The organism is Andreprevotia lacus DSM 23236 (assembly GCF_900176275.1).
GTDB lineage: Bacteria > Pseudomonadota > Gammaproteobacteria > Burkholderiales > Chitinibacteraceae > Andreprevotia > Andreprevotia lacus.
In genome coordinates, this window is record NZ_FWXD01000001.1 from 142,318 (window position 1) to 164,890 (window position 22,573).

Here is a 22,573-nt window from a genome sequence, read left to right on the forward strand (position 1 = left end):
TGCCGTTTGGCGACGAGTGGTATCAGCCAGCGTGCTCGGGCGAGGGGGTATGCGTGGCGTGCGCCCATGACGAAGCCGCCACGCCGCCCAGCAGCAGCACGATGGCGGTCAGTTCCAGCGGGCGTGGCCAGCGGGCTTCCCAGACGAAGCCGTAGAGCAGCGCGAACACGGTTTCGAAGATGATCATCTGCCCGCCCAGCGTGAGCGGCAGCCGGCGCGTGGCGGCATTCCACAGCCCGGTGCCGATCACCGACGGGCCGATGGCCAGCAGCGCCATCAGGCCCGCGAACAGCCCCCAGGGCAGCGCGGGATTGGTGGCGGCCGGCGACCACAACAGCGGCAACGCCAGCAACAGCGCCATGGCGCCGGTGACCACGCCGGTCAGTAGCGACCAGTCATGGCTGCTCAGATCGGGCCGCCTGGCCAGATGGCGCGCATTGCCGATGGTATAAGCGCTCCACGCCACCAGTGCGCCGGCGGCGGCCAGCATGCCGATAGTCTTGCCGCTGGCATCCTGCGCCAGCCCGCTGCCCAGCTCGGCCGAGAACACGTCGTAACTGGTGCAGGCCACGCCGGCCACGATGGCCAGCAGTGGCAGGATCAGTCGCTTGATGTGGATGGCGTTGTGCTCGAACGCACCGACGAGGGTCACCAGCACCGGCAGCATGCCGATCACCAGCGACGTCGGTGCCACGCCCACGCTTTGCACCGCCACCGACAGGCACAGGTAGTAAACCAGATTGCCTGATACCGACAGCCACAACAACGTGATCCAGTCATGCCGCTGCAGGCGCGGCCACACGGCCCTGAGCGTGGGCAACAGCAGCAATAGCGAGACCAGACCGTAAGCCACATAGCGGCCGGTCATCAATGCCATGGGGCTGAACTGGTGCAGCATGCGCGGCACCAGAAATACCCCGCCCCATACTGCCCCGGCCAGCGCACCGTAGCTAATGCCCTTGATCATCGGTCCTGCCTGCTTTGCGCCGGAGTTGCAATGAGGCGGCAACATACTCCCGTCATCAACACGAGACTGTTGGCGTTTCCCGCAATGCGGTTTTCAGTTAGGGGTGACGGAAACGAACAAGCCCCGCATTTGCGGGGCTTGTTTTTTACCGATCGGTGCTTACTCGCCCGCATTCGCCTCGGCCAGCCGGCTGGCCGCCGGTGCTGCATGCGCGGGCGCACGCCGCAAGGTGAGGAAGGCCACCGCACCAGACAGTATGGTCAGCACGGCCAGTGCCAGTGTCATGTCGTGTACTGCACCGCCATAGATTTGCAGCCATGTGCCTTGCCCGGCCAGCGGGTAGAGCGCGTGTGCTTGCGGCAGATCGGCAGCGGCCAGGGCATTGCCCAGTGCGACGACTGGGGCATCGCTGCCCAGCCGGCTGTTCAAACCCGCCTGCAGCAGACCCACCAGAATGGCACCCACGATGGCCAGCGACAGCGATTCACCCGCCACACGCACGGTGGCAAAAAAGCCGGTGGCCATGCCGGCGCGCTCTTTGGCAACCACGCTGATGGCCAGATCATCCATCAGCCCCCACGGCAGGCCCGCACCCGTACCCATCAACAGCAGCGGCAATACGAAGTCGCCCGCCGGTGCGCCCGGCGCCACCGTGGCCAGCCAGAACAAGCCGACCGCCGAGATGGCAAAACCGATGGCGCACAGCGTGCTGGAGGCCAGCCAGCGTGTCAGCAGCGCGCCCAGGAAGGGTACGAACAACATGGGGGCGGACAGCGGCACCATCAGCAGGCCGGCCTTGACCGGACCATAACCCTCGATGCCGATGAAGCGCATGGGCAGGATGATCAGCGGTACCACGAAGCTGAAGGCGGTGCCCAACGGTAAAGCCTGCGCACCGAGAAAACGCCGGTTGCGGAACAGCGACAAATCCAGCATCGAGCGCGGATGCAGCCTTTCCACCTGGATGAATACTGCCAGCGCGACCACGGCGCCGATCAGCAGCCCCAGCACCGGCCAGCTGTCCCAACCCTGTTGCGGTCCCTGCATGATGCCCAGCGTGAGCAACAGCAACATCACGGTGAAGGTGATGGTGCCCCACACGTCCACGCCTTTGGCATCCGGGTCGCGCGATTCATGCATGCGTGGCACGCCGAACAGCACTACCAGCACGCTCAGCACCGCACTGGTCAGGAAGATGCCACGCCAGCCGAATTGCTCGATCACGAAGCCGGCCCACACCGGTCCGGCCGCCAGCCCCACGCCGAAGCTGGTGCCCAGCAGGCTGTAGGCCTGCGTGCGCGCCTTGCCATCGAACGCATGTGCCAGTGAGGCCGATCCGCCAGCCATGGCGGTGGCAGCGGCAATGCCCTGCAGCGCACGCAGCGCGATCAAACTGCCCAGATTGGGTACGAAGACCTGCAGCAGTGACAGCAGGCCGAAGGCGATGATGCCGTACTTGAACATCAGCTTGCGGCCAAAGCGGTCGGCCAGCGCACCGGCTGCCATTACGGCGCTGCCAAAACTGAGGATGAAACCGTTGACGACCCAGGCCAGCGCCAGCGCGCTGCCGCCCAGGCTTTTGCTGATGGCCGGGATGGCAATCCCGGGGGCGGTAAAGCTCAGGGGCATCATCATGCCGGCCAGGCAGACGGCGCCCAGCACCAGCCATTTTCCTTGTGGATTTTCTGCGTGCGACATCGGGGTCTCCGGTGAGTGTGAATGATGGCGCGCAACCCTTGTGCGGTTGCGCTATATTTGTATCGTTCGACACAAATATCATCGTGGCGTCAAATCACGGTGTCAATCATTATTTGTGATGATCGTTACAAAATTGATGTGCAGCCTGTCAGCCTGCTGTTGGCTGGGGGGCGTTGCCAGGGTGGGATGTATGGCGGAAAGAGGTCGCCCGCGCTGTTTTGACCGGGCAGAGGCATTGCGCCGGGCCATGGATGTGTTCTGGATTCATGGCTATGAAGGTTCGTCGCTCAGTCAGCTGACTGAGGCGATGGGCATCAATTCGCCCAGTCTTTATGCCGCGTTTGGCTCCAAGGAGGCGCTGTTCAAGGAGGCGCTGGATCAGTACGACCGCGAAGAGGGCGCTGCCATTCAGTCCAGGCTGGATAGCCGCCCCCGCTTGCGCGATGCCATCGAGGCCATGCTGGAAGCCAGCGCGATTTGCTTCTCCGAACCCGGCCGCCCGCCCGGCTGCATGGTGTTGCTGTCGGCGCTCAACTGCACCCCCGGCAATGCCGGCGTATGGCAGCACTTGCATGAGCGGCGCGGCCGCTCGCTCGATATCCTGCGCGCGCGCTTCCTGCGCGGTCTGGCCGAGGGCGATCTGCCACCCGGCTGTGATGTGGAAGCGCTGACCAGCTTCTATGCCGGTATACGCCAGGCCATGTCGATGCAGGCCATCGACGGCGCCAGCCGCGCCACGCTGCAAGGGCTGGCACGGGCGGGGATGCTGGCCTGGGATGCGCTGGTGGGCCAGCCTGCAACAACGGCAGATGCTGCTGGATAGGCTGGCTGGTTGATCCAGCGCATCTCGTAGTCAAGCAGGCATTCTTACAAAGCCCATGCGCGGTACAATCGCGGGGAACCGATTTTCCCCTGCGACTTTTGTGGAGCATGAGCATGACCAAACTCTTCATCGAGGACTTGTCCCTCTCCGGTAAGCGCGTGCTGATGCGCGTGGACTTCAACGTACCGGTCAAGAATGGCGTGGTGGAGAGCGATAAGCGCATCCGCGCTGCGTTGCCGACCATCCGTTACGCGCTGGATCAAGGTGCATCGGTGGTGCTGATGAGCCACTTGGGCCGCCCGAACGGCGCGCGCGTCGAGAAGTACACACTGGCGCCGGTGGCCACCCGTCTGGCGGAGCTGCTGGGCCGTCCGGTGCAGTTCCTGAATGACTGTGTGGGTGCAGAAGTCGAAGGCGCCGTGGCCAAGCTGCAGGCTGGCGAAGTGGCGCTGCTGGAAAACGTGCGCTTCCACATCGAGGAAGAAGGCAAGGCCAAGGATGCCGATGGCAACAGCGTCAAGGCTGATCCGGCCAAGGTCGAAGCCTTCCGTGCTTCGCTGTCCAGGCTGGGCGATGTATTCATCAACGATGCATTCGGCACTGCGCACCGTGCGCATTCGTCGGTGGTCGGCGTGAACCTGCCGCGCGCATCGGGTTACCTGCTGAAGAAGGAACTGGAATTCCTCGGCGACGCAGTGAACCAGCCAGTGCGTCCGCTGGTGGCCATCATTGGTGGCTCCAAGATTTCCGGCAAGATCGACGTGATCCAGGCGCTGCTGCCCAAGGTCGACAAGCTGATTATCGGTGGCGGCATGGCCTTCACCTTCCTCAAGGCCAAGGGCTATGAAGTCGGCCAGTCGCTGTGCGAAAACGACCGCGTCGAGCTGGCGCGCGAGCTGATGCAGGCCGCTGGCGACAAGCTGGAACTGCCGTCCGACACCATGGTCACCAAGAAGCTGGACTTCGATGCGCGCACGCTGGATGGTCTGGTGCAAGTGGCGTCCAACGCCATTCCGGCCGATCAGGAAGGCGTGGACATCGGCGAAGCCACCCGTGCCCGTTATGCGGAGATCATCCGTTCGGCCAAGACTGTGCTGTGGAATGGCCCGATGGGCGTGTTCGAAATCGACGCCAGCTCGGCCGGCACTTTCGCCGTTGCCCACGCGCTGGTCGATGCAACTGCCAATGGTGCCATCACCGTGGTTGGCGGTGGCGACTCGGTGGCTGCAGTCGAGAAGGCTGGTCTGGAAGACAAGGTGACCCACGTGTCGACCGGCGGCGGTGCATCGCTGGAATTCCTCGAAGGCAAGGCACTGCCGGGCGTGGAAGCACTGAGCGACAAGTAAGCGCATCGGTGATGCAACAAAAAACCCGCAGCATGCTGCGGGTTTTTTGTTGGCAGGGCTGAGATATGCTGGCAAGGCGTGCAAAATGCGTGCCGCACAAGCGGCAATGCCGGCGAGCGCAATTCAGCCGGACGGCTCTGCTAGCATGGAGTTGCATGTCGGTGGCAATGCCGCGCACATCGTTCAAATACGCCATCGGCCCAATCGCTGCTGGCAGCAACAAGGGGTGAAACGGATGAAGGACGACGAGCTGGTCAGCACGATAGCCGGGCATATTCGCCAGTATCTTGCCGCGCGTCCGCAGTCTGCCGATACGCTGGAAGGGATACACCAGTGGTGGATAAACTGGCCGACAGCGCCGGAAAGCCCGTCGGTAACGCTGGCTGCGCTGCAACAGCTAGAGCAGGCCGGTGTGGTGATGCGCGTTCACGTCGGAGGTCGGGATTTGTGGCGGGCTGCGCGGTAGCGTCAGCGCCCCTGGACCGGATACGCGCTGGCAGCATGCCGGCGTTACCTTTCATACTGGTTTCAGGTAGCCACTGCATCCTTGCGTATCAGCAGCCCGCGCGCATCCAGCTCGGTTTTCATATAGGCGTAGAACACCGGGGCGGCCACTACGCCGGCCAGGCCGAACAGGGTTTCGAACAGCAGCATGGCCAGCAGCACTTCCCAGACGTGGGCGCGGATTTGCGTGCCGACGATGCGGGCGTTCAGGAAGTACTCCAGCTTGTGTACCACCACCAGAAACACCAGCGAGGCCACGGCCACCTGATACGAGTGCGACAGGCTGACGATGACGATCACCGTGTTGGACAGCAGATTGCCGATGGCCGGCAGCAGGCCGAGCAAGAAGGTCAGCAGCAAGATGGTCTTGGTAAAGGGCAGGTGAATGCCGAGCACCGGCAGCGCAATCAGCAGGTAAACCGCCGTCAGCGCGGTGTTGATGGCGGAAATGCGGCATTGTGCGAACACCACTTTCTGGAAGGCATCGCCGAAACGCAGCATGCGGGTGCGCAAATGCAGTGCCAAGGGGCCCAGCGCATTGAGCGGGCCGCTCTGGTTCAGTGCTACCAGCACGCCAAGAATGGTACCGACCAGCACGTGCGCCAGCAGCAGGCCGGCTTCCTTGCCGATCATCTGCATCTCGGTTGAGTGCTCGACCAGCCACTTCACCATGATGGCGCGCAGGTCATCGGCCTCGGTCGGCAGCGAGTCTGCGATCCAGTCCGGCAGCGAGCGGCTGGCATCGGCGACGATGGCGGCCATCTTGCCGAGCAGGCCGGACAGACCCGCGCTGGACTTGAGCGAGGAAATGCCGGCCAGCACCAGCAGCGCCAGACCACCGACCACCACCGCAGCAATCAGGCCCACGGCCACCAGTTGCACGCGGCGGGCGGCGATATGCCGCACCAGCAGCGCCGATAGACCCCGGATCAGCACAAAGGTGATCATGCCGGCGAACAGTGCGGCCACCAGATGAAAAACCAGCGTGGCAATCAACAGCAGCGCGGCAATGGCCAGGGTGGCGAAATCGCACTGGCGATCCAGTGGCGTGGTGGGCATGGGTATTCCTCGACGACGATCAAAAGTGCCCCGCGTCGGGGCATCTGCCTGTGTATAGCGGTATTCGACCTGCTTTGCACGCCGGTGGCAGACCTGCCGGATCACGCTTGCACGTTGCTCAATCGGGGCGCAGGGCGTGATTTCAAGCCGCAAGCCCGTTTTTTCATGACGCAGAACTTTCTTTGTTGTTCGCAAACAACGGGGTATCAAAACTATTTTGTACAGAAGCGCATCAGAATATGGTCATTATTGAATGCGATCATTGGACAAATTGCTTTTCAACTGAATGATTTTTAATGATTTATTAAGACAAATCACATTTATTCATTTTGGTGCATCCATTCCAGGCTGCATTGCAGTCATCGGTGTGGAAAACGGTGTCTTTTGCCGCTGTCAGCAAGCCCGCCGGTGATTGACGTTGCGACCGGCAAGGCAGCTAATCACGCTCGGCGCCCAGGCCTGCGCGAACAAAGACAGGTCGGGTGGCGGCTTCCGTCATGTCCGGACGGGAGTACTCATACAACCAAAGAAGGAAATGTCGAGATGTCCATGCTTCGCTACAGCATGGCAGCACTGCCGTTGGCGCTCGCCGCCGTATTCGCGCATGCTGCCTATCCTGCCTGGCAGGAAGGTACTACCTACACCGCTGGCACCTACGTCAGCTACAACGGCCATGACTACCAGGCCCTCGTGACCCACACCGCCTATGTCGGCGCTGGCTGGACCCCGTCCTCCACCCCGACCCTGTGGAAGGATCTGGGCGTGAGCAGCGGTTCCACACCGACCGCAACCCCGGCCCCGACTGCTGCGCCGACCGCCACCCCGGTTCCGGTTACCAATGCACCGACCGCCACCCCGAAGCCGACAGCTACCCCGGCTCCGACCACCGCGCCGACTGCCACACCGGCGCCGTCGGCTGGTTGCTACCAGGCCTGGAACAGCGGCACCGCCTATAACGGCGGCGCGCAAGTGACCTACAACGGTCGCAACTACACTGCCAAGTGGTGGACACAGAACAATATCCCGTCGTCGAGCAATGGCGATGGCCAGCCGTGGACCGACAACGGCCCCTGCGGCAGCGTGACCCCGACCACCGCACCGACCACAACACCGAAGCCGACTACTACTCCGGTTCCAGTGACCGCGACACCGGTTCCGGTTACGGCCACGCCGGTGCCCGTGACCGGTACGCCGGTCCCGACGGTCACGCCGAAGCCGACCGCTACACCGGTCCCGGTTACTGGTACGCCGGTTCCGACCGCCACCCCGGTGCCGAGCGGCGCCAACGATGCCTGCCGCCCGGACGGCATGGTCAGCAGCGTGGCCAACGTGCCGTACTGCCAGGTTTATGATGCCAACGGCCGTGAAATCCTGCCCAATGGCTTGTCGCGCCGCATCGTCGGCTACTTCACCAACTGGCGCCATGGCGCCGATGGTCAGCCGACCTATCTGGTGAACAACCTGCCGTGGAACATGATGTCGCATATCAACTATGCGTTCGCCACGGTGGATCAGAACAAGTACACGGTGCAGATCGACACCAGTGCCAACAGCCCCGATATCGCCATGACCTGGCCGGGCGTGGCTGGCGCGCAGATGGATGACTCGCTGCCGTACAAGGGCCACTTCAACCTGCTGGCGCAGTACAAGAAGCAGCACCCGGGCGTGCGCGCCCTGCTGTCGGTGGGTGGCTGGGCCGGTTCGACCGGTTTCTACACCATGACCACCAATGCCGATGGCACGGTCAACACTGCCGGCATCAATACCTTTGCCGATTCGGTCGTGGCCTTCCTGCGCCAGTACCCGGCCTTCGACGGTATCGATATCGACTATGAGCACCCGAGCACTGATACCGAAGCCGGCGCCCCTGCCGACTTCACGCTGTCGCAGCCGCGCCTCAAGGGCCTGATGACCAGCTACAAGCAGCTGATGCAAGTACTGCGCCAGAAGCTTGATACCGCTGCAGTGCAGGACAACAAGTACTACTTCCTCAGCATCGCCGGCTCCGGTTCGGGCTGGGTACTGCGCGGCGAGGAAAACCTGCCGGTGCTGCAATACCTCGACTTCGTCAACGTGATGTCGTACGACCTGCACGGTACCTGGAACCAGTACGTCGGCCCGAACTCGGCGCTGTTTGACGACGGCAAGGATGCCGAGCTGATCGCCGGTGCCGCGTATCAGTACCAGAACATCGGCTACCTGAACGTGGACTGGGCTTACCATTACTACCGTGGCGCCATGCAGTCGGGCCGCATCAACATGGGTATCCCGTACTACACCAACGGCTGGAAGACCGTCACTGGCGGCACCAACGGCCTGTGGGGTACTGCGCCCATCATCAACGACGCAGTGGCCTGCGCCGGCGCGGCACCGTGCGGTGGCGGCGCTTCGGGCATCGACAATGTGTGGTATGACCTCGACACCAAGGGCAACCCGGTTGCTGCCGGTGGCAACCCGGTGTGGCACGCGCTGAACCTGACCAAGGGCATCGTTCCGGATTACCTGGATGCCTACAAGGTGACGGACAAGAGCATCGTTGGCAGCTACCAGCTGCTCTACGATCCGACCCTGGTTGCATCGTGGGTGTGGAACGCCAACAAGCAAGTGTTCCTGTCGGTGGAAAGTGAACAGACCATCAACACCAAGGCCGATTACATCGTCAAGAACGGCATCGGTGGCGCAATGATCTGGGAAATGGCCGGTGACTACGCCTGGGATGCCAGCCGCAATGGCGGCAAGGGCGAGTACTACATGGGCAACACCTTCACCACCGACCTGTATAACAAGTTCAAGGGTGCTGCGGCCTATGGCAGCCAGCGTGCCAACGGCACACTGCCGCCCACCACGGCCAATGTCGCCGTCAACTTCAGCGGCTGGAAGCTGGGTGACGACAACTACCCGTTCGTGGTGACCATGAACCTGGTGAACAACACCGCTGCCAGCCTGCCGGCCGGCACCGTGGTGGAGTTTGACGTGCCGGTCTCGGCACCGTCGACCATCAGCTCGACCACCTCTGCAGTGAACTTCACCGTGACCCAGGCTGGCTACAACGGCCCGAACAACATCGGTGGCTTCAAGGCTGACTTCAACCACGCCAAGTTCACGCTGGCCAAGGCCCTGGCAGCCGGCGGCACGCTGGCTGTGAAGCTGAGCTACGACCTGCCGATCTCCGGCCCGTCCAACTACGTCATCACCGTGGGTGGCAACCAGTATCGTCTGGCACAGGACTACCCGCTGTTGCCGGTGGGCCTGAAGTAAGTCGCTACAGACCGGGCCTTGCCCGGTTGCAAGTGAAAAGGCCGGCTGTGAAGCCGGCCTTTTTTTAGGATACGTTCCGAACAGCAGGATCAATCCCCTGCAGCAACAAACCCCGCTGCCCCGTGGCTGCCATCGCAAAACGGCTTGTTTTGCGAGTGGCCGCAACGGCACAGCCTTGCTTCGGTCAGCCGTTGCACCACGCGGCCGCTGCCGGCGCAGAGTTCCAGATTGCCCGATACGGCCAGCGGCCCGTTGCGCTGCGGTGCGATCTGCAGCGGGCCATCGCGGCTTTGCAGCGCATCAAGGCTGATGGTGGCCGGCTCGCCGGTGGCGACGAAGCCGGCATCGTGATGTGACCCATCGCAAAACGGCTTGTTTTTCGATGCGCCACAACGGCACAACGTAGCGCGGAACCCGGCTGCTGCTCCGGCGATGACGAGCGGGGCGTGCACGGCGTAGGGGCCGTTTTCCCGCTGGCGCAAGAGATTGACCGGTGGCGCGGCTTCATCCGCTTGCCCATCCTTGCGCCGGTAGGAGATCGCGCCGGATGGGCAGGCGTGCGCGATTTCAACCAGGGTTGCGGTCGCGGTTTCGTCGGGGTGCAGCCACGGGCCGACCACGTTGGCGACGAAGGTTTTCGGCGCGCCGGTCACGCAATGCCGCGCATGGATGCAGCGCTGGGCATCGACGATCAGGGTCAGTTGCTTGCCTTCGACCACCTCGGGTTGGCCGGGCTGCGGTGGTGCATCGTTGGCAGCCCCGGTGTGCGCGCTGGCCGTTGCGGGCGCAGGGCTGGGCGCTGCTGCCGGCAGGTCGGTGCAGACGGTATTGGCATAGCCGAGCAACTGCGCGTGTACGCGTTCCAGCGCGACCACGGCCGTCAGCGTGCGCGGTGTCGGCGCCAATGCCTTGCCCGCTGCTGCCAGGGTTTGCAGGCGCTGGACAAAAGCGGGCAGGGCACTTTGTGCCGAGGCCGGCGAGGCCACTTGCCGCAATGCGGCAAAGCTCATGCCTGCGTTGCAGTTGTCCTGCTCGTTGGCCTTGCTGCGCGCCAGTTGCTTGCCAAGCGGATCAAGCGCCTGCATCAGCGTGATGGCGGCATCGATCAGAGCCCGTTTTTCATTGCGGTCAGTGGCGGCAAAACCGTGCGACAGGCACTGCAGCATCAATTCGTAAATGGCATTGGCCAGGTCCAGCAGTGCTTGTGCCTCGGGCGCCGCCACCCACACCCGGCCCTGTGCGTCGGGCGGTTTGCGCATTACCGGGTTGGTCGCTGCCGGGTGGGCCGGGCGGAAATCGGCGTGTTGCGCTTGCAGCGCCTCATATGCGCTGCGCACGGCGATGAAGCGCTGGTAGTGCCCATCCGGCGACGATGCCTGCGCACCTTCGCCCTGTTCGACAATGGTGGTGATGGCCCGGCAGGCCGAAGCCAGGTCGGTGATGGCGATCAGCCCCTTGAGCCCGACGATGCCGGCATCGACTTGCAGGGCCGTGTCGCCGCAGAACAGCGCGGCCTCGCCCAGTGAGGCGCTCAGGGCACGCAGGCCGGCTTCGACCGAACGATAGAGATGGCCCACGGTCAGGTAGTCCTGCGCGGTTGGTGTCAACGTCAGGCCGTGCAAGCCGCGTGTGTAGCTGGCGCTCTGTGCAAAGCCCTGGCCATCCGGTTCGTCGCAGCCTTCCGGCCGCTCCAGGTGGATGAAGTGCTGCAGGGTATCCGCGTTGAACGGGGCCAGCTTTACCTGCAAGGCGGCCGGGTGGTAGCCGGGGGCAATCGGGAAATTCGGCCGGTTGAAATGCGCCACGCCGCCGATGGCCTGCATCAGGTTGCAGACCAGCGCGAGGTGGGTCATTTCGTCAATGGCCACCGACAGCAGCACGCGCCGCCAGTGCAGCAGCTCGTCGCGCATGCCGGCGTCCGGGTCGTCGGCCTCGGTTTTCAGGCTCCAGGCGGCGTAGAGGTAGCAGCACATCAGGTTGTGCTCGATCTCGGCGGCCTCGCTCAGCGTATAGAGCAGTTGCTCGCGGCTGTTGATGACGAGCGCTGGCTCGGGCGTGGCATGTTCGTTCATGCTCAGGCCCCCAGTGCTTCGATCACCAGCCTGGCTGTTTCCAGCCCCGAGAAATTCTGCTGGCCGGTAATCAGGTTGCCATCGCGGATGGCAAAGCTGCGCCACAGCCCGGCCTGGATGTAGTTGGCGCCCAGTTGCTTGAGCGCATCTTCGATCCGCCAGGGCATCACGTGTTTGTCCTCGGGCAACAGCTTCATGCTCCACACCGCCTGATCGGCAAAGTCTTCCTCGACATTGGCAAAGCCGGTCACGGTCTTGCCTTTGGCCAGGGGCTGGCCGTTGGAGAGTTGCGCGTACTTCAGCACCGCAACGCCGTGGCAGAGCGCCGCCGCGACTTTGCCGGCTTCATAAAAAGCAGCAAAGGTGGCCGCCAGTCCGTCATCCGGGCCAAAGCTGAACATGGGCGATTGACCGCCGGCCACCACGATGGCATCGAAATGATCGATGTCGATTTCGCGCAGCGGACGGGTGTTGTCGACCAGTGCCAGCAAATCCGGGCTGGCGATGAAGCCCAGCGAAATCAGGTCGGTTTTCGAATAGCCGGACGGATCACGCGGGTCGCTCAGCGCATCGGCCTCGCAGCGCCCGCCCGCAGGCGAAAACAGCGTGACCTCGTAGCCCTGCTCGGTGAACGCGAAGTAGGGGTGGGTGAGTTCGCTCCACCAGAAGCCGACCGGCCAGCCGGTGGTGGTCGAGACACTCGGATTGGCCAGCACGATGGCGATGCGCTTGGGCTGGCTGGCGCGGACACGGTTCGGGTTCTTCAGGCTCATTGCGGGGCTTCCGGTTGGGGTGACGGGTGGTGGCGCACGCGTGCGAAGGCAAAATCGCGCGGGTGGCCCAGTTTGGTAGCAAGGTCTATCCAGAGCATGGCCAGTGGCTCCAGCAGGCGCGCGGCGCGCAGCGGGCCGGCATCGATGGCGTCGAAGCCGAGGTCGGCCACCAGCTGCAGCACCAGCGGCTTGTGCCGGCTGTCGTCGCCGGCAACGAACATCACCGGCGTGGCGGTGTAGGCACCGGCATCGGCCATGTTCTCGGCGCCGGTCTGGTTCAGCGTCTTGAACAGACTGGCGCCCGGCGCATGCTGTGCCAGCTGCTCTGCACCCGAGGTATCGAAGCCGAGCGTGAGTTGCAGGCCGTTCTGCCCCATGCCGAGCGGATTGGTGCAGTCGATCACGATCACGCCGTTCAGGTCGCCGAGTGCGGCAAGGGCCGTGCTGGCCGCAGCCCAGGGAACAGCCAGCACCACAAGCTGCGCATCACGCAACGCGCTGGCCGGCTGCAGGCGCCCGGCAGGCAGCGCCGGGTATTTGGTGCTGTCCGGCACCGGCACACCAAAGCGCACGTCGTGCCCGGCACGCAGCCAAGCCAGCCCCAGCGCGGTGCCGACCTTGCCTGCACCGAGTATCAGTATCCGCTGCTTCATGCTTGCGTCCTCAGGCTTGCTGGCCGTGCGGCTGGCGTGACCAGCTCAGGCCGGTGTCCTCGTAATGCCGCATTTCGACCATTTCCTCGATAAAGGGGCGCACCAGGGCAAAGAAATCGGGGAAATGGGGCCCTTTGCGGAATTTCTGCAAATGATCCTCGGTGGAAGTCCAGCGGATGCGCAACACGAAGGTGGCAGGCGCTTCCTCGCAGCGGCTGAGATCAAAGCCTAGGCATTCCGGCGCGGCTTTCAGGCTCTCGCCGGCCTTGCCGTAGGCAAGGATCAAGTCCTCGGCGCTGTGTTTGCTGAGTTCATAGCGAATGTATTCGATGGTCATGACACAGTCCTTGCTGAAGTGAGTGTGGTGAAAACATCACGAGCGCTTTTTCTCTCTACGCTGATGCCGGGCTGAAGCGCATCGTATGCTTGAACAAAAAGCAATAGAACTGATATCTTTTCATTATGGATATCGACAAATCGAATATCAGAAAGCTCGATTTCTCCTTGCTGCTTGTCTTTGACGAGCTGATAAGGCACGAGCGCACCACCGTGGTGGCAGACCGGCTGGGGCTGAGCCAGTCAGCAGTGAGCCATGCGCTCTCGCGGCTGCGCGAACTGTTTGGCGACCCCTTGTTTACCCGCCGCCCCGATGGCCTGACGCCAACGCGGCGGGCGCTGGAGCTGGCGCCCAAGGTGCGCGCGTTGCTGTTCATGACGCAGGACGTGGTCAGCCCGCCGTCGCTGTTTGACCCAGCAAGCTCGGACCGGCAGTTCCGCCTGGCCGCGAATGACCTTGGCTCCACTATCCTGGGTGAGCCGTTACTGGCGAAATTGATGAGCGAGGCGCCATCCACCCGGCTCACCACCCGTTTTGCGGTCGGCATGACGGCGCTGGAAGCACTGCGGCGTGACGAAATCGATCTGGCGATCGGCCGCTTTGGCAGGGTGGATGAAGAGTTTGTATGTCACCCGCTGTTGCAGGAGCGCTTTGCCGTGGTGGCCCGCCAGCAGCACCCCGGCGTGGGCGAAACACTGTCGCTGGATGACTACATCGCGCTGGAGCACGTGCTGGTGTCGTTTTCAGGCGGGCTGACCGGCATGGCCGACGAGGCGCTGGCCAGGCTGGGCCTCAAGCGCAGGGTGCGCGCCAGCGTGCCGATGTTTCTGACCGCACTGGCTGCTGTGGCAAGCAGCGATCTGGTCGCAACCGTGCCGTATCAGCTTGCCAGAAAATACGCAGCGCAATTCGGTTTGCGCCTGCTGGCGCCACCGCTGGAAATCGGCAGCTTCCCTGTCTATCTGATGCGGCACGCATCTACCCGCGCCGATCCGGGCCTGGACTGGCTGGTGCAAAAAATACAGGTAATTGCTGCCGCACTGCCGGGGCAGGAGTGAGCAGACGTCGGGCAGGCTTTGCAGGGGGAATAGCGCTACAAAAGCAAAACGGCTTCCATTGCTGGAAGCCGTTTTGCTTTAACTGGTGCCCGGGGTCGGACTCGAACCGACACGTATTTCTACGGGGGATTTTGAATCCCCTGCGTCTACCGATTTCGCCACCCGGGCGGTAGAGGGCGGATTATGCGGCAGCGGGCGCGGGCTGACAAGTGTCAATCCTCGTCATCGTCCTGCCGGGCGGCCTGCTTGATTGCAAGTGCGCGTTCGTACAGCGCGTTGCGCGGTGCGCCGGTGATGCTGACGGCCAGCGCCACGGCTTGCTTGAGCGGCAGCTCGGCCACCAGCGGGGCGAGCACGTGGTCGTGCTCGTCGGCATCGGTCTGCTCGGCTGGCGGCGCGGCATCGATCACCAGTACGAACTCGCCGCGTTGCTGGTTGCTGTCGCTCTGCACGAAGGCGAGCAGCTCGGCCAGGGTGCCACGGCGTATGGTTTCGAAGGTTTTGGTCAGCTCGCGTGCCAGCGCAATCTGCCGGTCTGCACCCAGCACCTCGTGCAGGTCTTGCAGGCAATCGATGATGCGGTGCGGGGCTTCGTAAATGACGACCAGATAGGGCAGTGCGGCAAAGCTGGTGATCGCGTCGCAGCGCTGCTTGTGTTTGGGTGGCAGAAAGCCGTAGAACAAGGCGTGCGCGCAATCGAAGCCACTGGCCGACAGCGCCGTGGTCAGCGCCGATGCGCCCGGTAGCGGGACAACGGCGATGCCGGCAGCGTGCGCGGCGGCGGCCAGCTGTGCGCCGGGATCGGAGATACCGGGTGTGCCGGCGTCGGACACCTGGGCGATGATCTCGCCAGCCTGCAGCCGGGCCACCAGCTTGTCGGCCATGCTGCGCTCGTTATGCTCGCGCAGGCTGACCATAGGCTTGCTGATGCCAAAATATTTGAGCAGCTGGCCGGTGACCCGCGTATCCTCTGCGGCGATGACGTCGGCGGCGGCGAGTACATCCAGCGCGCGCGGTGTCATATCCCTGAGGTTACCGATAGGGGTAGCCACTACATATAATGTGGACTTGGCCGGGAGATAAGGGTCGGTATGCATAATCGGATTCCACGGGGCTGGCGGGCGCTACTATACGTGGCGCTGCTGGGCTTCGTCAGCTTGTGTAGCAATATGGCCACTGCGGCAGAACATGCCGAAGCCGATGCGTCGGCGACGGCGGCAGTCCCTGCCGATGCCGGCCAGCGCTTTATCGCGGTGCTGCTGCCGCTGAACAGCAAGGCATTCAAGCCGGCAGTCTCCCAGCTCAAGGCCGGGGTACTGGCAGCAGAGAAAGCCTACGGCGACGGCAACCAGCCGCCGGTGCGCATGTTCGACAGCGGCGAAAAGGACGAAGACGTCCTTAAACAATACAACAAGGCGGTGAACGAGGGGGCGGCGGCCGTCATCGGCCCGCTCACGCGCAGCGCGGTCAATTACCTGGCCGACAATGCATCCTTCCCGGTGCCGGTGGTGGCGCTCAACAGCTTTGACGAGCAGACGCTGCGCCGGCCAAACCTGTACAGCTTCAGCCTGTCGGTGGAGCAAGAGGCCGCTGCGCTGGCGCACCGCCTGAGCCGCGAGGGCGTGACCAAGCCGGCCGTGCTGGTCGCTACCGGCACGCTCAATGCCCGCATGGAAGGCGGTTTTGCCGCCGCCTGGCAGGACGACGCCGGCAGCGCGCCGCTGTTGATCGAGGTGGGCGACAGCGTGGCCAGCTATGCCGCAGTCAAGGCCAAGCTGGCCGAGCAGGGTGTGGACGCGATCTTCCTGGCTGCCAATGGCCGGCAGGCACGCAAGCTGCGGCCCTATCTGGGTACTGATTGGCCCATCTATGCCTCGTCACAAATCAATTCGGGCAATCTGGCCAGCACGGCGCTGGTTGACCTGACCGGCATCCGCTATCTGGAAATGCCCTGGCTGGCCAATGCAGACGACCCGCTGTATGCGGTGTTCGTGCGCACGCGCACCAATTCGGCCGATCTGGAGCGCTTGTTCGCGCTGGGTGTCGATGCCTGGCGCGTCGCGGTTGCGCTGGCCGAACCGGATGGCCACGTGGCCGTTGATGGCCTGAGCGGCGTGTTGACCGTGGGCAGTGGTGGCGTAATCCAGCGCGACATGGATTTCAAGACGCTGACCTTGCCTGGCAAGACCAGCGACCCGAGCGCTGACCCCGGCACGCATTGATGCGCGGCCAGGGCGGCGAAGACCGTGCGGCGGAATTCCTGCGTGCACAGGGTCTCAAAGTGCTGCTGCGCAACTGGCGTTGCAAGGCCGGCGAGCTGGACCTGATCTGCCAGGACGGCAAAACCCTCGTCTTCGTCGAGGTCCGCCAGCGCAGCAGCGGTACTTTTGGCGGCGCAGCCGCCAGTATCACGGCGGCGAAACGCGCTAAACTCTGGGCCGCCGCACAAATCTATCTGCAAGGTGTGCGGCCCACCCCGCCATGCCGCTTCGATGCCGTGTGCATTGAGGGCGAGCGCATCGACTGGTGGAAAAACTGCATTGAGGGATAAGGACGGCTTGCGCGCGCAGGCCGTCACGACGGCCGCGATCACGCCGGCCAGGGATGTTGATATGGAATTGAAACAACGCGTGCGTCAGCACTTTGAAGACAGCATCGCCGCCAAGCAGGCGTCCATGGATGTGCTGGCGCCGGCGATTGCCGCTGCGGCGGACAAACTGGTGCAGGTGCTGATTACCGACGGCAAGATCCTGTCGTGTGGCAACGGCGGTTCGGCTGCCGACGCGCAGCACTTTGCTGCCGAGATGGTCGGCCGCTTCGAGCGCGAACGCCCCGGTCTGGCTGCAATCGCACTCAGCACCGATACCTCGGCCATTACCGCCATTGCCAACGATTACGACTACGACATGGTGTTCTCCAAGCAGGTGAGCGCCATTGGCCGGGCCGGCGACGTGCTGCTGGCGATTTCCACCTCGGGCAACTCGCCCAATGTGGTGTCGGCCATTCATGCCGCGCACGAGCGGCAGATGTCGGTGATTGCGCTTACCGGCAAGGATGGCGGGCAGATTGGCGAGATTCTCGCTGGCGACGACATCCATCTGTGCGTGCCGTCGCAGCGCACCGCGCGCATCCAGGAAGTACACATTACCGCCATCCACGCGCTGTGCGATGCGGTCGATTATCTGTTGTTGGGGGGCGAATGATGGTGAAGAAACTGCTGCTGGCATCCTTGCTGGCATCCAGCCTGTCGGCCTGCGTGCCGGTACTGGTGGCGGGCGGCGTGGCCGTCGGTGCATGGATAGGCTCGGACCCGCGCAAGAGCGAAACGCAAGCCGATGATTTCCAGATGGGCACCCGCGTGCTCAACAAGGTATATGACACCTACAAGAGCGCCGCGCACGTCAACGTCAATGTCTTCAACGGCTGCATGCTGCTGACCGGCGAAGTGCCGGATGAAACGGTGCACGCCGCCGTGCTGCAGATCGCGCGCAGTGAAAAGGGCCTGAAGCAGCTGCACGACGAGCTGGTGATCGCACCGCCGTCGGGCACTGGCGATCGCGCCAACGACACGCAGCTGTCGGCCCGCGTGAAGGCTGCCGTGCTGGGCCAGGCTGGCGACGCCAGCTCCATCCACATCTCCATCATCACCGAGCGCAAGGTGGTCTACCTGATGGGCAGCACCACGCCCGAAATTGCCGACCGCGCCGCCAAGGCCGCCGCCAATGTGAGTGGGGTGGTGCAGGTGGTGAAGTTGATGCAGTACACCGACGCGGCGCGCTAAGGGCTGGTCGTCATGAGGTCGCAAATGCGCACCGCCGTGGCGGCAGGCATGGCCCTGTTGCTGTTGCTGCCAGCCGCCGTGCAAGCCAGAATCTGTACGCCGCGCCAGGCAGAGGCGGCCGATGCAATGGTAGACCGGCTGGACAGCTGGTCGCGGGTGGCGCAAATGCGTACCCGCTACGGCCATTGTGATGATGGCGCGATTGCGGAAGGCAATAGCGAGGCGATCGCCCGTTTGCTGGTGGATCACTGGGCCAGCTTGCCGCAACTGGTCAGCCTGATACGGCGCGACTCTGCTTTGCAGCCCTTCGTGCTGCGCCACCTGGATGGCTCGCTGGCGGATGCTGATCTTTTCAAGATCAAGCAACTGGCACAGACCGCCTGCCCGGCCGGCGCGACGGCGCTGTGTGCCGAGCTGGCCGCAACTGCGGCGGCAGGACTGACCGACCAGCAATAGCCGCTGCGTCAGAACAGCCCGGCAATATCCTTGGCAATCATTGCCGCGATCAATGGCTCGGCCGGTGCGGTCGGGTGCTGCTGATCGTTCTGGAACCACTCCGGCTTGCTGATCACTGGCGCCAGCAAGAAGGGTGTGAGCGAGACGCGCTCTGCCTTGGCAATTTCACCGTACATCGCGGCAAAGCGCTTGGTGTAGTCCGGGCCGAAATTGGGCGGCAATTGCATGCCGATCAAATGAACTTGTGCCCCCGAACGCCGGGCTAACTGCACCATGGCTTGCAGATTGGCCTTGGCCTTGTCCAGCGGCAGGCCGCGCAACCCGTCGTTGGGGCCGAGTTCGATCAGCACCCAGCGCGGTTTGTGTTGCTGCAGCGCCGCAGGCAAGCGGGTGAGCCCGCCTGCAGTGGTTTCGCCGGATACACTGGCGTTCACTACCTGCACGGTCTTGCCTTGTGCTGCCAGCAGTTTGCCCAAATGTACAGGCCATGCCTGATCGGCCGGCAGGCCGTAGCCTGCCGACAGGCTGTCGCCGAATACCAGCAACACCGGCTTATCTGCCGCTGTCGCCATGGCGCTTTGCAGTGCCAGCAGTGCACCGATCAACCAGAACAAGAGCCGCTTCATGACTGCCAATACTCCTTTGCTGCGTGCCGAAAACCTCGGCAAGCATGTCGTTGTTGCCGATGGTGAGCTGGACATTCTGGCTGGTGTAACGTTCAACCTGCAAGCCGGCAGCAGTCTGGCCATCGTCGGCGCGTCCGGCTCGGGCAAGTCTACCTTGCTGGCCTTGCTGGCCGGGCTGGATGTACCGACGCGGGGAGAAGCATGGCTGGCTGGCTCGGCGCTGTCCACGCTGGATGAGGATGGCCGCGCCCGCCTGCGTGCCCGCCATGCCGGCTTCGTGTTCCAGTCCTTTCAGTTGCTGCCCGAGCTGACCGCGCTGGAGAACGTGATGCTGCCGCTGGAGCTGCACGCCGGCAAGGGCCAGCCGCGCAAGACACTGGAGGCCACCGCGCGCGAGTGGCTGCAGCGCGTGGGCCTGGGCAGCCGCATCGACCATACGCCGCGCACCTTGTCCGGTGGCGAGCAGCAGCGCGTGGCGCTGGCGCGCGCCTTTGCTGCCAAGCCGCAACTGCTGTTTGCCGACGAGCCAACCGGCAGCCTCGACACCCATACCGGCGAGCAGGTGGCCGAGCTGTTGTTCGAGCTGAACCGCGAAACCGGCACCACGCTGGTGCTGGTCACGCACGACAATCTGCTGGCGGCACGCTGTGGTGCCAGGCTGCGCTTGGGCGCAGGCCAGATCGTCGACCGGGACGGCGTTTGATGCTGGCGCTGCGGCAATTCCTGCGCGGCTTGCGGGCCGGTCACTATCGCACGCTGCTGCTGGCGCTCATCGTTACCATTGCTGCGCTGACGGCGGTGGGGCTGTTTGCCGAGCGCATGCAGCGCTTGATGAATACCGAATCGAACAACCTGCTGGCCGCCGACGCGGTGCTGACCGCCGACCACGTGATTCCGCTTGCCGCGCTGGCCTCCGTGCAACCCTATGGCCTGCAGACTGCACAGACGGCTGCCTTCCCCAGCATGGTGGGTGCAGGGGATGCGGCGGTACTGGCCAGCGTGAAGGCCATCAGCGGGCCATACCCGCTGCGTGGCAAGCTATTGCTGCAAGGGCAGGGTCGTGTCAGCGGGCCGCCGCCAGCTGGCGAGGTCTGGCTGGACCCGCGCCTGGCGACGCGTTTGCAGCTGGCCACAGGCGGCACCGTGAGGCTGGGCAGCCGCGATTTCCGCATTGCCGCGCTGATCGACAAGGAGCCGGATACGGCGATTGATTTTTCCAGCCTGCAGCCACGCCTGATCATGAACGCGGTCGATCTGCAATCGACCGGCCTGATCGGCTTTGGCAGCCGGGTGAAATACCGCTTGCTGGCGGCCGGGCCGCAGCAGCAGGTTGCCGCATGGAAGCTGGCGCTCAAGCCACAGCTGGCACGCGGCGAGCGGCTGGAAGACGTGCGCGAGGCACAACCACAGGTCAAAGTGGCGTTGGAGCGCGCGGAGCACTTTTTGCGTCTGGTCACCCTGCTGGCGGCAACACTGTCCGGCGTGGCCATTTTGCTGGCGGCGCGCCGCCATGCGGCCAGCCGGGCCGATGCGGTGGCGCTGTTCGTAACCTTGGGCGCGCATCGCGCGCAAATCCGCTGGCTGTTGCTGGGCGAGCTGTTGCTGCTGTTTGGCGCCGCCGCCGTGCTGGGCGGTTTGGTGGGCTGGGGTGCGCAAACGGTGCTGGCATGGAGCATACAGGCGCAGCTGCCTGCGCCGCTGGGGCCGGGCAGCGTGTTGCCATGGCTGACCTCGTGCGCGTTTGGCGCGGTGTTGCTGGTGGGCGTGGCCGGACCGTCGCTGCTGCAACTGGCCGCCACGCCGCCACTCAAGGTGTTGCGGCGCGAGTTGACCGCGCCGCCGCGCTTGTGGCTGGCGCTGTTGTTGTCGGGCAGTGCCGCGCTGGCATTGCTGTGGTGGGTGGCGGGCTCGCTCAAGCTGGCTGGCCTGGTGGCCGGCGGTATCGTGGTGGCGCTGTTGCTGGCCGGGGTCATTGGCTGGGCACTGGTGCGCGCCTGGGCCAGCCTCTCCAGCGATTTCGCTGCGCGCATCGCCGTGCGGCAACTGCTGCGTCGCCGCTGGCTGGCTGCTGCGCAACTCGCTGCGTTGACCATTGGCTTGCTGGGTGTGTGGCTGCTGACCTCGGTGGAGGGCGATTTGCTGCGCGCGTGGCAGAACAAGCTGCCGCCTGATGCGCCCAACCAGTTTGCCCTCAACATCCAGCCCGAGCAGGCCGCTGATTTTGGCAAGGCACTGCGCGGTGTTGGCGTGCCGGGGGAGCCGCAGCTGCAGCCGATGATCCGTGGCCGCTGGGTGGCAAAAAACGGTCAGCCGGTGAAGCCTGAGCAATATGCCGAGGAGCGCGCCAAGCAACTGGCCGAGCGCGAGTTCAACCTATCCTGGGGCGAGCAGCTGCGCGTCGACAACCAGCTCAAGGCCGGTGTGCCGCTTGACCCGAAACAGCCGGGCTTTTCGGTCGAGAGCGGGCTGGCCGAAACGCTGGGCATCAAGATCGGCGACACGCTGGATTTTGATGTGGCCGGCACCCCGGTCAGCGCCAAGGTGGTCAACCTGCGGCAAGTAGACTGGGATTCGTTCAAGGTCAATTTCTTCGTGGTTGGCACACCCGAGCTGTTCCGGAATGCCCCCACCAGCCTGATTACCAGCTTCCACCTGCCGCCCGGCAGTAACCAGCAGGTCGCGCAGCTCTCAAGGCAGTTCCCCAGCGTGACCTTGATCGACGTCGGCGCCGTGCTGGCCGAGGTGCGCCGCGTGCTTGATCTGGTCTCGGGCGCGCTGCGGCTGGTGTTTGCGTTCTGCCTGGCTGCCGGCATCACCGTGCTGCTGGCCGCGCTGGAAACCACCGCACCGGAACGCCACCGTGAAATCGCCGTGCTGCGCGCACTGGGTGCCACGCGCAGTCAGATCGGTGCCATCCTGTGGCGCGAGGGTGCAGCCATTGGCGCTGCTGCTGGCCTCGTGGCCGGGCTGGCCGCCAGCGTGTGCGGCTGGGCCATCGGCAAGACGGTGCTGGAGCTGCAGGTGGGCTTCAACTGGGGGCTGCCGTTCTACAGCACCATCACCGGTTTGCTGCTGGCCGGCGTGGTGACGGCGTGGGAGCGCCGCCGGCTGGCACGCGCGACGGCGCTGGAGTTGATCCGCGATCCGGGGTGATGCCGGGCT

Annotated in this window: 21 protein-coding genes and 1 tRNA gene; 12 read left to right on the forward strand and 10 right to left on the reverse strand. The window is 64.0% G+C overall.

What is annotated here, in order from left to right; all coding sequences use genetic code 11:
* Positions 1–22 precede the first annotated feature (22 nt).
* The gene (locus B9A19_RS00805) at positions 23–967 is read right to left on the reverse strand and encodes a DMT family transporter (RefSeq protein ID WP_084088635.1); all 945 of its coding nucleotides are present in this window, start codon (positions 965–967) and stop codon (positions 23–25) included.
* Positions 968–1,126: 159 nt separating this feature from the next.
* Positions 1,127–2,665 carry an MFS transporter gene (locus B9A19_RS00810; protein ID WP_084088636.1) on the reverse strand — a complete coding sequence of 513 codons (1,539 nt, stop codon included), beginning with the start codon at positions 2,663–2,665 and terminating at the stop codon, positions 1,127–1,129.
* A 247-nt stretch (positions 2,666–2,912) separates the two neighbouring features.
* Between B9A19_RS00810 and B9A19_RS00815 the strand changes: the two genes are divergently transcribed.
* From B9A19_RS00815 to B9A19_RS21895, 3 genes are all read left to right on the forward strand, one after another.
* Positions 2,913–3,488: a TetR/AcrR family transcriptional regulator gene (locus B9A19_RS00815; RefSeq protein WP_245804230.1), complete on the forward strand. Its 576-nt coding sequence runs from the start codon at positions 2,913–2,915 to the stop codon at positions 3,486–3,488.
* Positions 3,489–3,601: 113 nt separating this feature from the next.
* Positions 3,602–4,834 (forward strand): phosphoglycerate kinase, encoded by a 1,233-nt coding sequence (locus B9A19_RS00820; protein WP_084088638.1) that lies wholly within the window; start codon positions 3,602–3,604, stop codon positions 4,832–4,834.
* Between the two features lie 226 nt (positions 4,835–5,060).
* Positions 5,061–5,300 (forward strand): hypothetical protein, encoded by a 240-nt coding sequence (locus tag B9A19_RS21895; RefSeq protein WP_139798574.1) that lies wholly within the window; start codon positions 5,061–5,063, stop codon positions 5,298–5,300.
* 62 nt (positions 5,301–5,362) lie between these two features.
* Here the strand turns inward: B9A19_RS21895 and B9A19_RS00830 are convergent, their stop codons facing one another.
* Positions 5,363–6,397, reverse strand: coding sequence for an AI-2E family transporter (locus tag B9A19_RS00830; protein WP_084088640.1), 1,035 nt, complete (start codon positions 6,395–6,397; stop codon positions 5,363–5,365).
* 543 nt (positions 6,398–6,940) lie between these two features.
* On the opposite strand from B9A19_RS00830, the gene B9A19_RS00835 reads away from it, so the two are divergent.
* A complete protein-coding gene (locus tag B9A19_RS00835) occupies positions 6,941–9,655 on the forward strand; it encodes a glycosyl hydrolase family 18 protein (RefSeq protein WP_084088641.1) in 2,715 nt (904 codons plus the stop codon).
* An 89-nt stretch (positions 9,656–9,744) separates the two neighbouring features.
* On the opposite strand, the gene B9A19_RS00840 is transcribed toward B9A19_RS00835, so the two are convergent.
* The 4 genes from B9A19_RS00840 to B9A19_RS00855 are packed head-to-tail and all read right to left on the reverse strand — an operon-like array spanning position 9,745 to position 13,490.
* Complete coding sequence (locus B9A19_RS00840; protein ID WP_084088642.1) at positions 9,745–11,727, reverse strand: ferritin-like domain-containing protein; 1,983 nt, start codon at positions 11,725–11,727, stop codon at positions 9,745–9,747.
* A 2-nt stretch (positions 11,728–11,729) separates the two neighbouring features.
* The gene (locus B9A19_RS00845; RefSeq protein ID WP_084088643.1) at positions 11,730–12,500 is read right to left on the reverse strand and encodes a type 1 glutamine amidotransferase domain-containing protein; all 771 of its coding nucleotides are present in this window, start codon (positions 12,498–12,500) and stop codon (positions 11,730–11,732) included.
* Positions 12,497–13,153: an NADPH-dependent F420 reductase gene (locus tag B9A19_RS00850; RefSeq protein WP_084088644.1), complete on the reverse strand. Its 657-nt coding sequence runs from the start codon at positions 13,151–13,153 to the stop codon at positions 12,497–12,499. Before B9A19_RS00850 ends, B9A19_RS00845 begins: the two co-directional genes overlap by 4 nt.
* Positions 13,154–13,163: 10 nt before the next feature.
* Positions 13,164–13,490, reverse strand: a complete 327-nt coding sequence (locus B9A19_RS00855; protein WP_084088645.1) for a putative quinol monooxygenase — start codon at positions 13,488–13,490, stop codon at positions 13,164–13,166.
* A gap of 125 nt (positions 13,491–13,615) precedes the next feature.
* Here B9A19_RS00855 and B9A19_RS00860 point away from each other — a divergent pair, with 125 nt between their 5' ends.
* Positions 13,616–14,548, forward strand: a complete 933-nt coding sequence (locus B9A19_RS00860) for a LysR family transcriptional regulator (protein WP_084088646.1) — start codon at positions 13,616–13,618, stop codon at positions 14,546–14,548.
* Between the two features lie 83 nt (positions 14,549–14,631).
* Here the strand turns inward: B9A19_RS00860 and B9A19_RS00865 are convergent.
* Both B9A19_RS00865 and rsmI read right to left on the reverse strand, forming a co-directional pair.
* Positions 14,632–14,716: transfer RNA gene (locus B9A19_RS00865), tRNA-Leu, on the reverse strand.
* Positions 14,717–14,760: 44 nt separating this feature from the next.
* Positions 14,761–15,645 carry a 16S rRNA (cytidine(1402)-2'-O)-methyltransferase gene (rsmI, locus tag B9A19_RS00870; protein WP_084088647.1) on the reverse strand — a complete coding sequence of 295 codons (885 nt, stop codon included), beginning with the start codon at positions 15,643–15,645 and terminating at the stop codon, positions 14,761–14,763.
* Between rsmI and B9A19_RS00875 the strand changes: the two genes are divergently transcribed.
* The 5 genes from B9A19_RS00875 (at position 15,640) to B9A19_RS22395 (ending at position 18,785) form a co-directional block, all read left to right on the forward strand.
* Complete coding sequence (locus B9A19_RS00875; RefSeq protein WP_084088648.1) at positions 15,640–16,770, forward strand: penicillin-binding protein activator; 1,131 nt, start codon at positions 15,640–15,642, stop codon at positions 16,768–16,770. The genes rsmI and B9A19_RS00875 overlap by 6 nt on opposite strands.
* Positions 16,770–17,099, forward strand: coding sequence for a YraN family protein (locus tag B9A19_RS00880; RefSeq protein ID WP_084088649.1), 330 nt, complete (start codon positions 16,770–16,772; stop codon positions 17,097–17,099). Before B9A19_RS00875 ends, B9A19_RS00880 begins: the two co-directional genes overlap by 1 nt.
* Before the next feature lie 61 nt (positions 17,100–17,160).
* Entirely contained in the window at positions 17,161–17,751 is a 591-nt protein-coding gene (locus B9A19_RS00885; RefSeq protein WP_084088830.1) for a phosphoheptose isomerase, read from the forward strand.
* Positions 17,748–18,329: a BON domain-containing protein gene (locus B9A19_RS00890; RefSeq protein ID WP_084088650.1), complete on the forward strand. Its 582-nt coding sequence runs from the start codon at positions 17,748–17,750 to the stop codon at positions 18,327–18,329. The genes B9A19_RS00885 and B9A19_RS00890 overlap by 4 nt, the downstream gene beginning before the upstream one ends.
* A gap of 12 nt (positions 18,330–18,341) precedes the next feature.
* Positions 18,342–18,785 (forward strand): hypothetical protein, encoded by a 444-nt coding sequence (locus B9A19_RS22395; protein ID WP_176216721.1) that lies wholly within the window; start codon positions 18,342–18,344, stop codon positions 18,783–18,785.
* An 8-nt stretch (positions 18,786–18,793) separates the two neighbouring features.
* Here the strand turns inward: B9A19_RS22395 and B9A19_RS00900 are convergent, their stop codons facing one another.
* The gene (locus B9A19_RS00900) at positions 18,794–19,411 is read right to left on the reverse strand and encodes an arylesterase (RefSeq protein ID WP_084088651.1); all 618 of its coding nucleotides are present in this window, start codon (positions 19,409–19,411) and stop codon (positions 18,794–18,796) included.
* Between B9A19_RS00900 and B9A19_RS00905 the strand changes: the two genes are divergently transcribed.
* Both B9A19_RS00905 and B9A19_RS00910 read left to right on the forward strand, forming a co-directional pair.
* Positions 19,410–20,114, forward strand: a complete 705-nt coding sequence (locus tag B9A19_RS00905; protein WP_084088652.1) for an ABC transporter ATP-binding protein — start codon at positions 19,410–19,412, stop codon at positions 20,112–20,114. The genes B9A19_RS00900 and B9A19_RS00905 overlap by 2 nt on opposite strands.
* Positions 20,114–22,564: an ABC transporter permease gene (locus B9A19_RS00910; protein WP_084088653.1), complete on the forward strand. Its 2,451-nt coding sequence runs from the start codon at positions 20,114–20,116 to the stop codon at positions 22,562–22,564. The genes B9A19_RS00905 and B9A19_RS00910 overlap by 1 nt, the downstream gene beginning before the upstream one ends.
* Positions 22,565–22,573: the final 9 nt, after the last annotated feature.

What these genes read in the sequence shown, in the direction of transcription:
- B9A19_RS00815 (WP_245804230.1), top strand. Translation starts at nt 2,913, where the DNA reads ATGGATGTGTTCTGGATTCATGGCTATGAAGGTTCGTCGCTCAGTCAG.
- B9A19_RS00810 (WP_084088636.1), bottom strand. Translation starts at nt 2,665, where the DNA reads ATGTCGCACGCAGAAAATCCACAAGGAAAATGGCTGGTGCTGGGCGCC.
- B9A19_RS00830 (WP_084088640.1), bottom strand. Translation starts at nt 6,397, where the DNA reads ATGCCCACCACGCCACTGGATCGCCAGTGCGATTTCGCCACCCTGGCC.
- B9A19_RS22395 (WP_176216721.1), top strand. Translation starts at nt 18,342, where the DNA reads ATGAGGTCGCAAATGCGCACCGCCGTGGCGGCAGGCATGGCCCTGTTG.
- B9A19_RS00805 (WP_084088635.1), bottom strand. Translation starts at nt 967, where the DNA reads ATGATCAAGGGCATTAGCTACGGTGCGCTGGCCGGGGCAGTATGGGGC.
- B9A19_RS00855 (WP_084088645.1), bottom strand. Translation starts at nt 13,490, where the DNA reads ATGACCATCGAATACATTCGCTATGAACTCAGCAAACACAGCGCCGAG.
- B9A19_RS00820 (WP_084088638.1), top strand. Translation starts at nt 3,602, where the DNA reads ATGACCAAACTCTTCATCGAGGACTTGTCCCTCTCCGGTAAGCGCGTG.
- B9A19_RS00845 (WP_084088643.1), bottom strand. Translation starts at nt 12,500, where the DNA reads ATGAGCCTGAAGAACCCGAACCGTGTCCGCGCCAGCCAGCCCAAGCGC.
- B9A19_RS00890 (WP_084088650.1), top strand. Translation starts at nt 17,748, where the DNA reads ATGATGGTGAAGAAACTGCTGCTGGCATCCTTGCTGGCATCCAGCCTG.
- B9A19_RS00880 (WP_084088649.1), top strand. Translation starts at nt 16,770, where the DNA reads ATGCGCGGCCAGGGCGGCGAAGACCGTGCGGCGGAATTCCTGCGTGCA.
- B9A19_RS00900 (WP_084088651.1), bottom strand. Translation starts at nt 19,411, where the DNA reads ATGAAGCGGCTCTTGTTCTGGTTGATCGGTGCACTGCTGGCACTGCAA.
- B9A19_RS00905 (WP_084088652.1), top strand. Translation starts at nt 19,410, where the DNA reads ATGACTGCCAATACTCCTTTGCTGCGTGCCGAAAACCTCGGCAAGCAT.
- B9A19_RS00885 (WP_084088830.1), top strand. Translation starts at nt 17,161, where the DNA reads ATGGAATTGAAACAACGCGTGCGTCAGCACTTTGAAGACAGCATCGCC.
- B9A19_RS00860 (WP_084088646.1), top strand. Translation starts at nt 13,616, where the DNA reads ATGGATATCGACAAATCGAATATCAGAAAGCTCGATTTCTCCTTGCTG.
- rsmI (WP_084088647.1), bottom strand. Translation starts at nt 15,645, where the DNA reads ATGCATACCGACCCTTATCTCCCGGCCAAGTCCACATTATATGTAGTG.
- B9A19_RS00875 (WP_084088648.1), top strand. Translation starts at nt 15,640, where the DNA reads ATGCATAATCGGATTCCACGGGGCTGGCGGGCGCTACTATACGTGGCG.
- B9A19_RS00840 (WP_084088642.1), bottom strand. Translation starts at nt 11,727, where the DNA reads ATGAACGAACATGCCACGCCCGAGCCAGCGCTCGTCATCAACAGCCGC.
- B9A19_RS00835 (WP_084088641.1), top strand. Translation starts at nt 6,941, where the DNA reads ATGTCCATGCTTCGCTACAGCATGGCAGCACTGCCGTTGGCGCTCGCC.
- B9A19_RS00850 (WP_084088644.1), bottom strand. Translation starts at nt 13,153, where the DNA reads ATGAAGCAGCGGATACTGATACTCGGTGCAGGCAAGGTCGGCACCGCG.
- B9A19_RS00910 (WP_084088653.1), top strand. Translation starts at nt 20,114, where the DNA reads ATGCTGGCGCTGCGGCAATTCCTGCGCGGCTTGCGGGCCGGTCACTAT.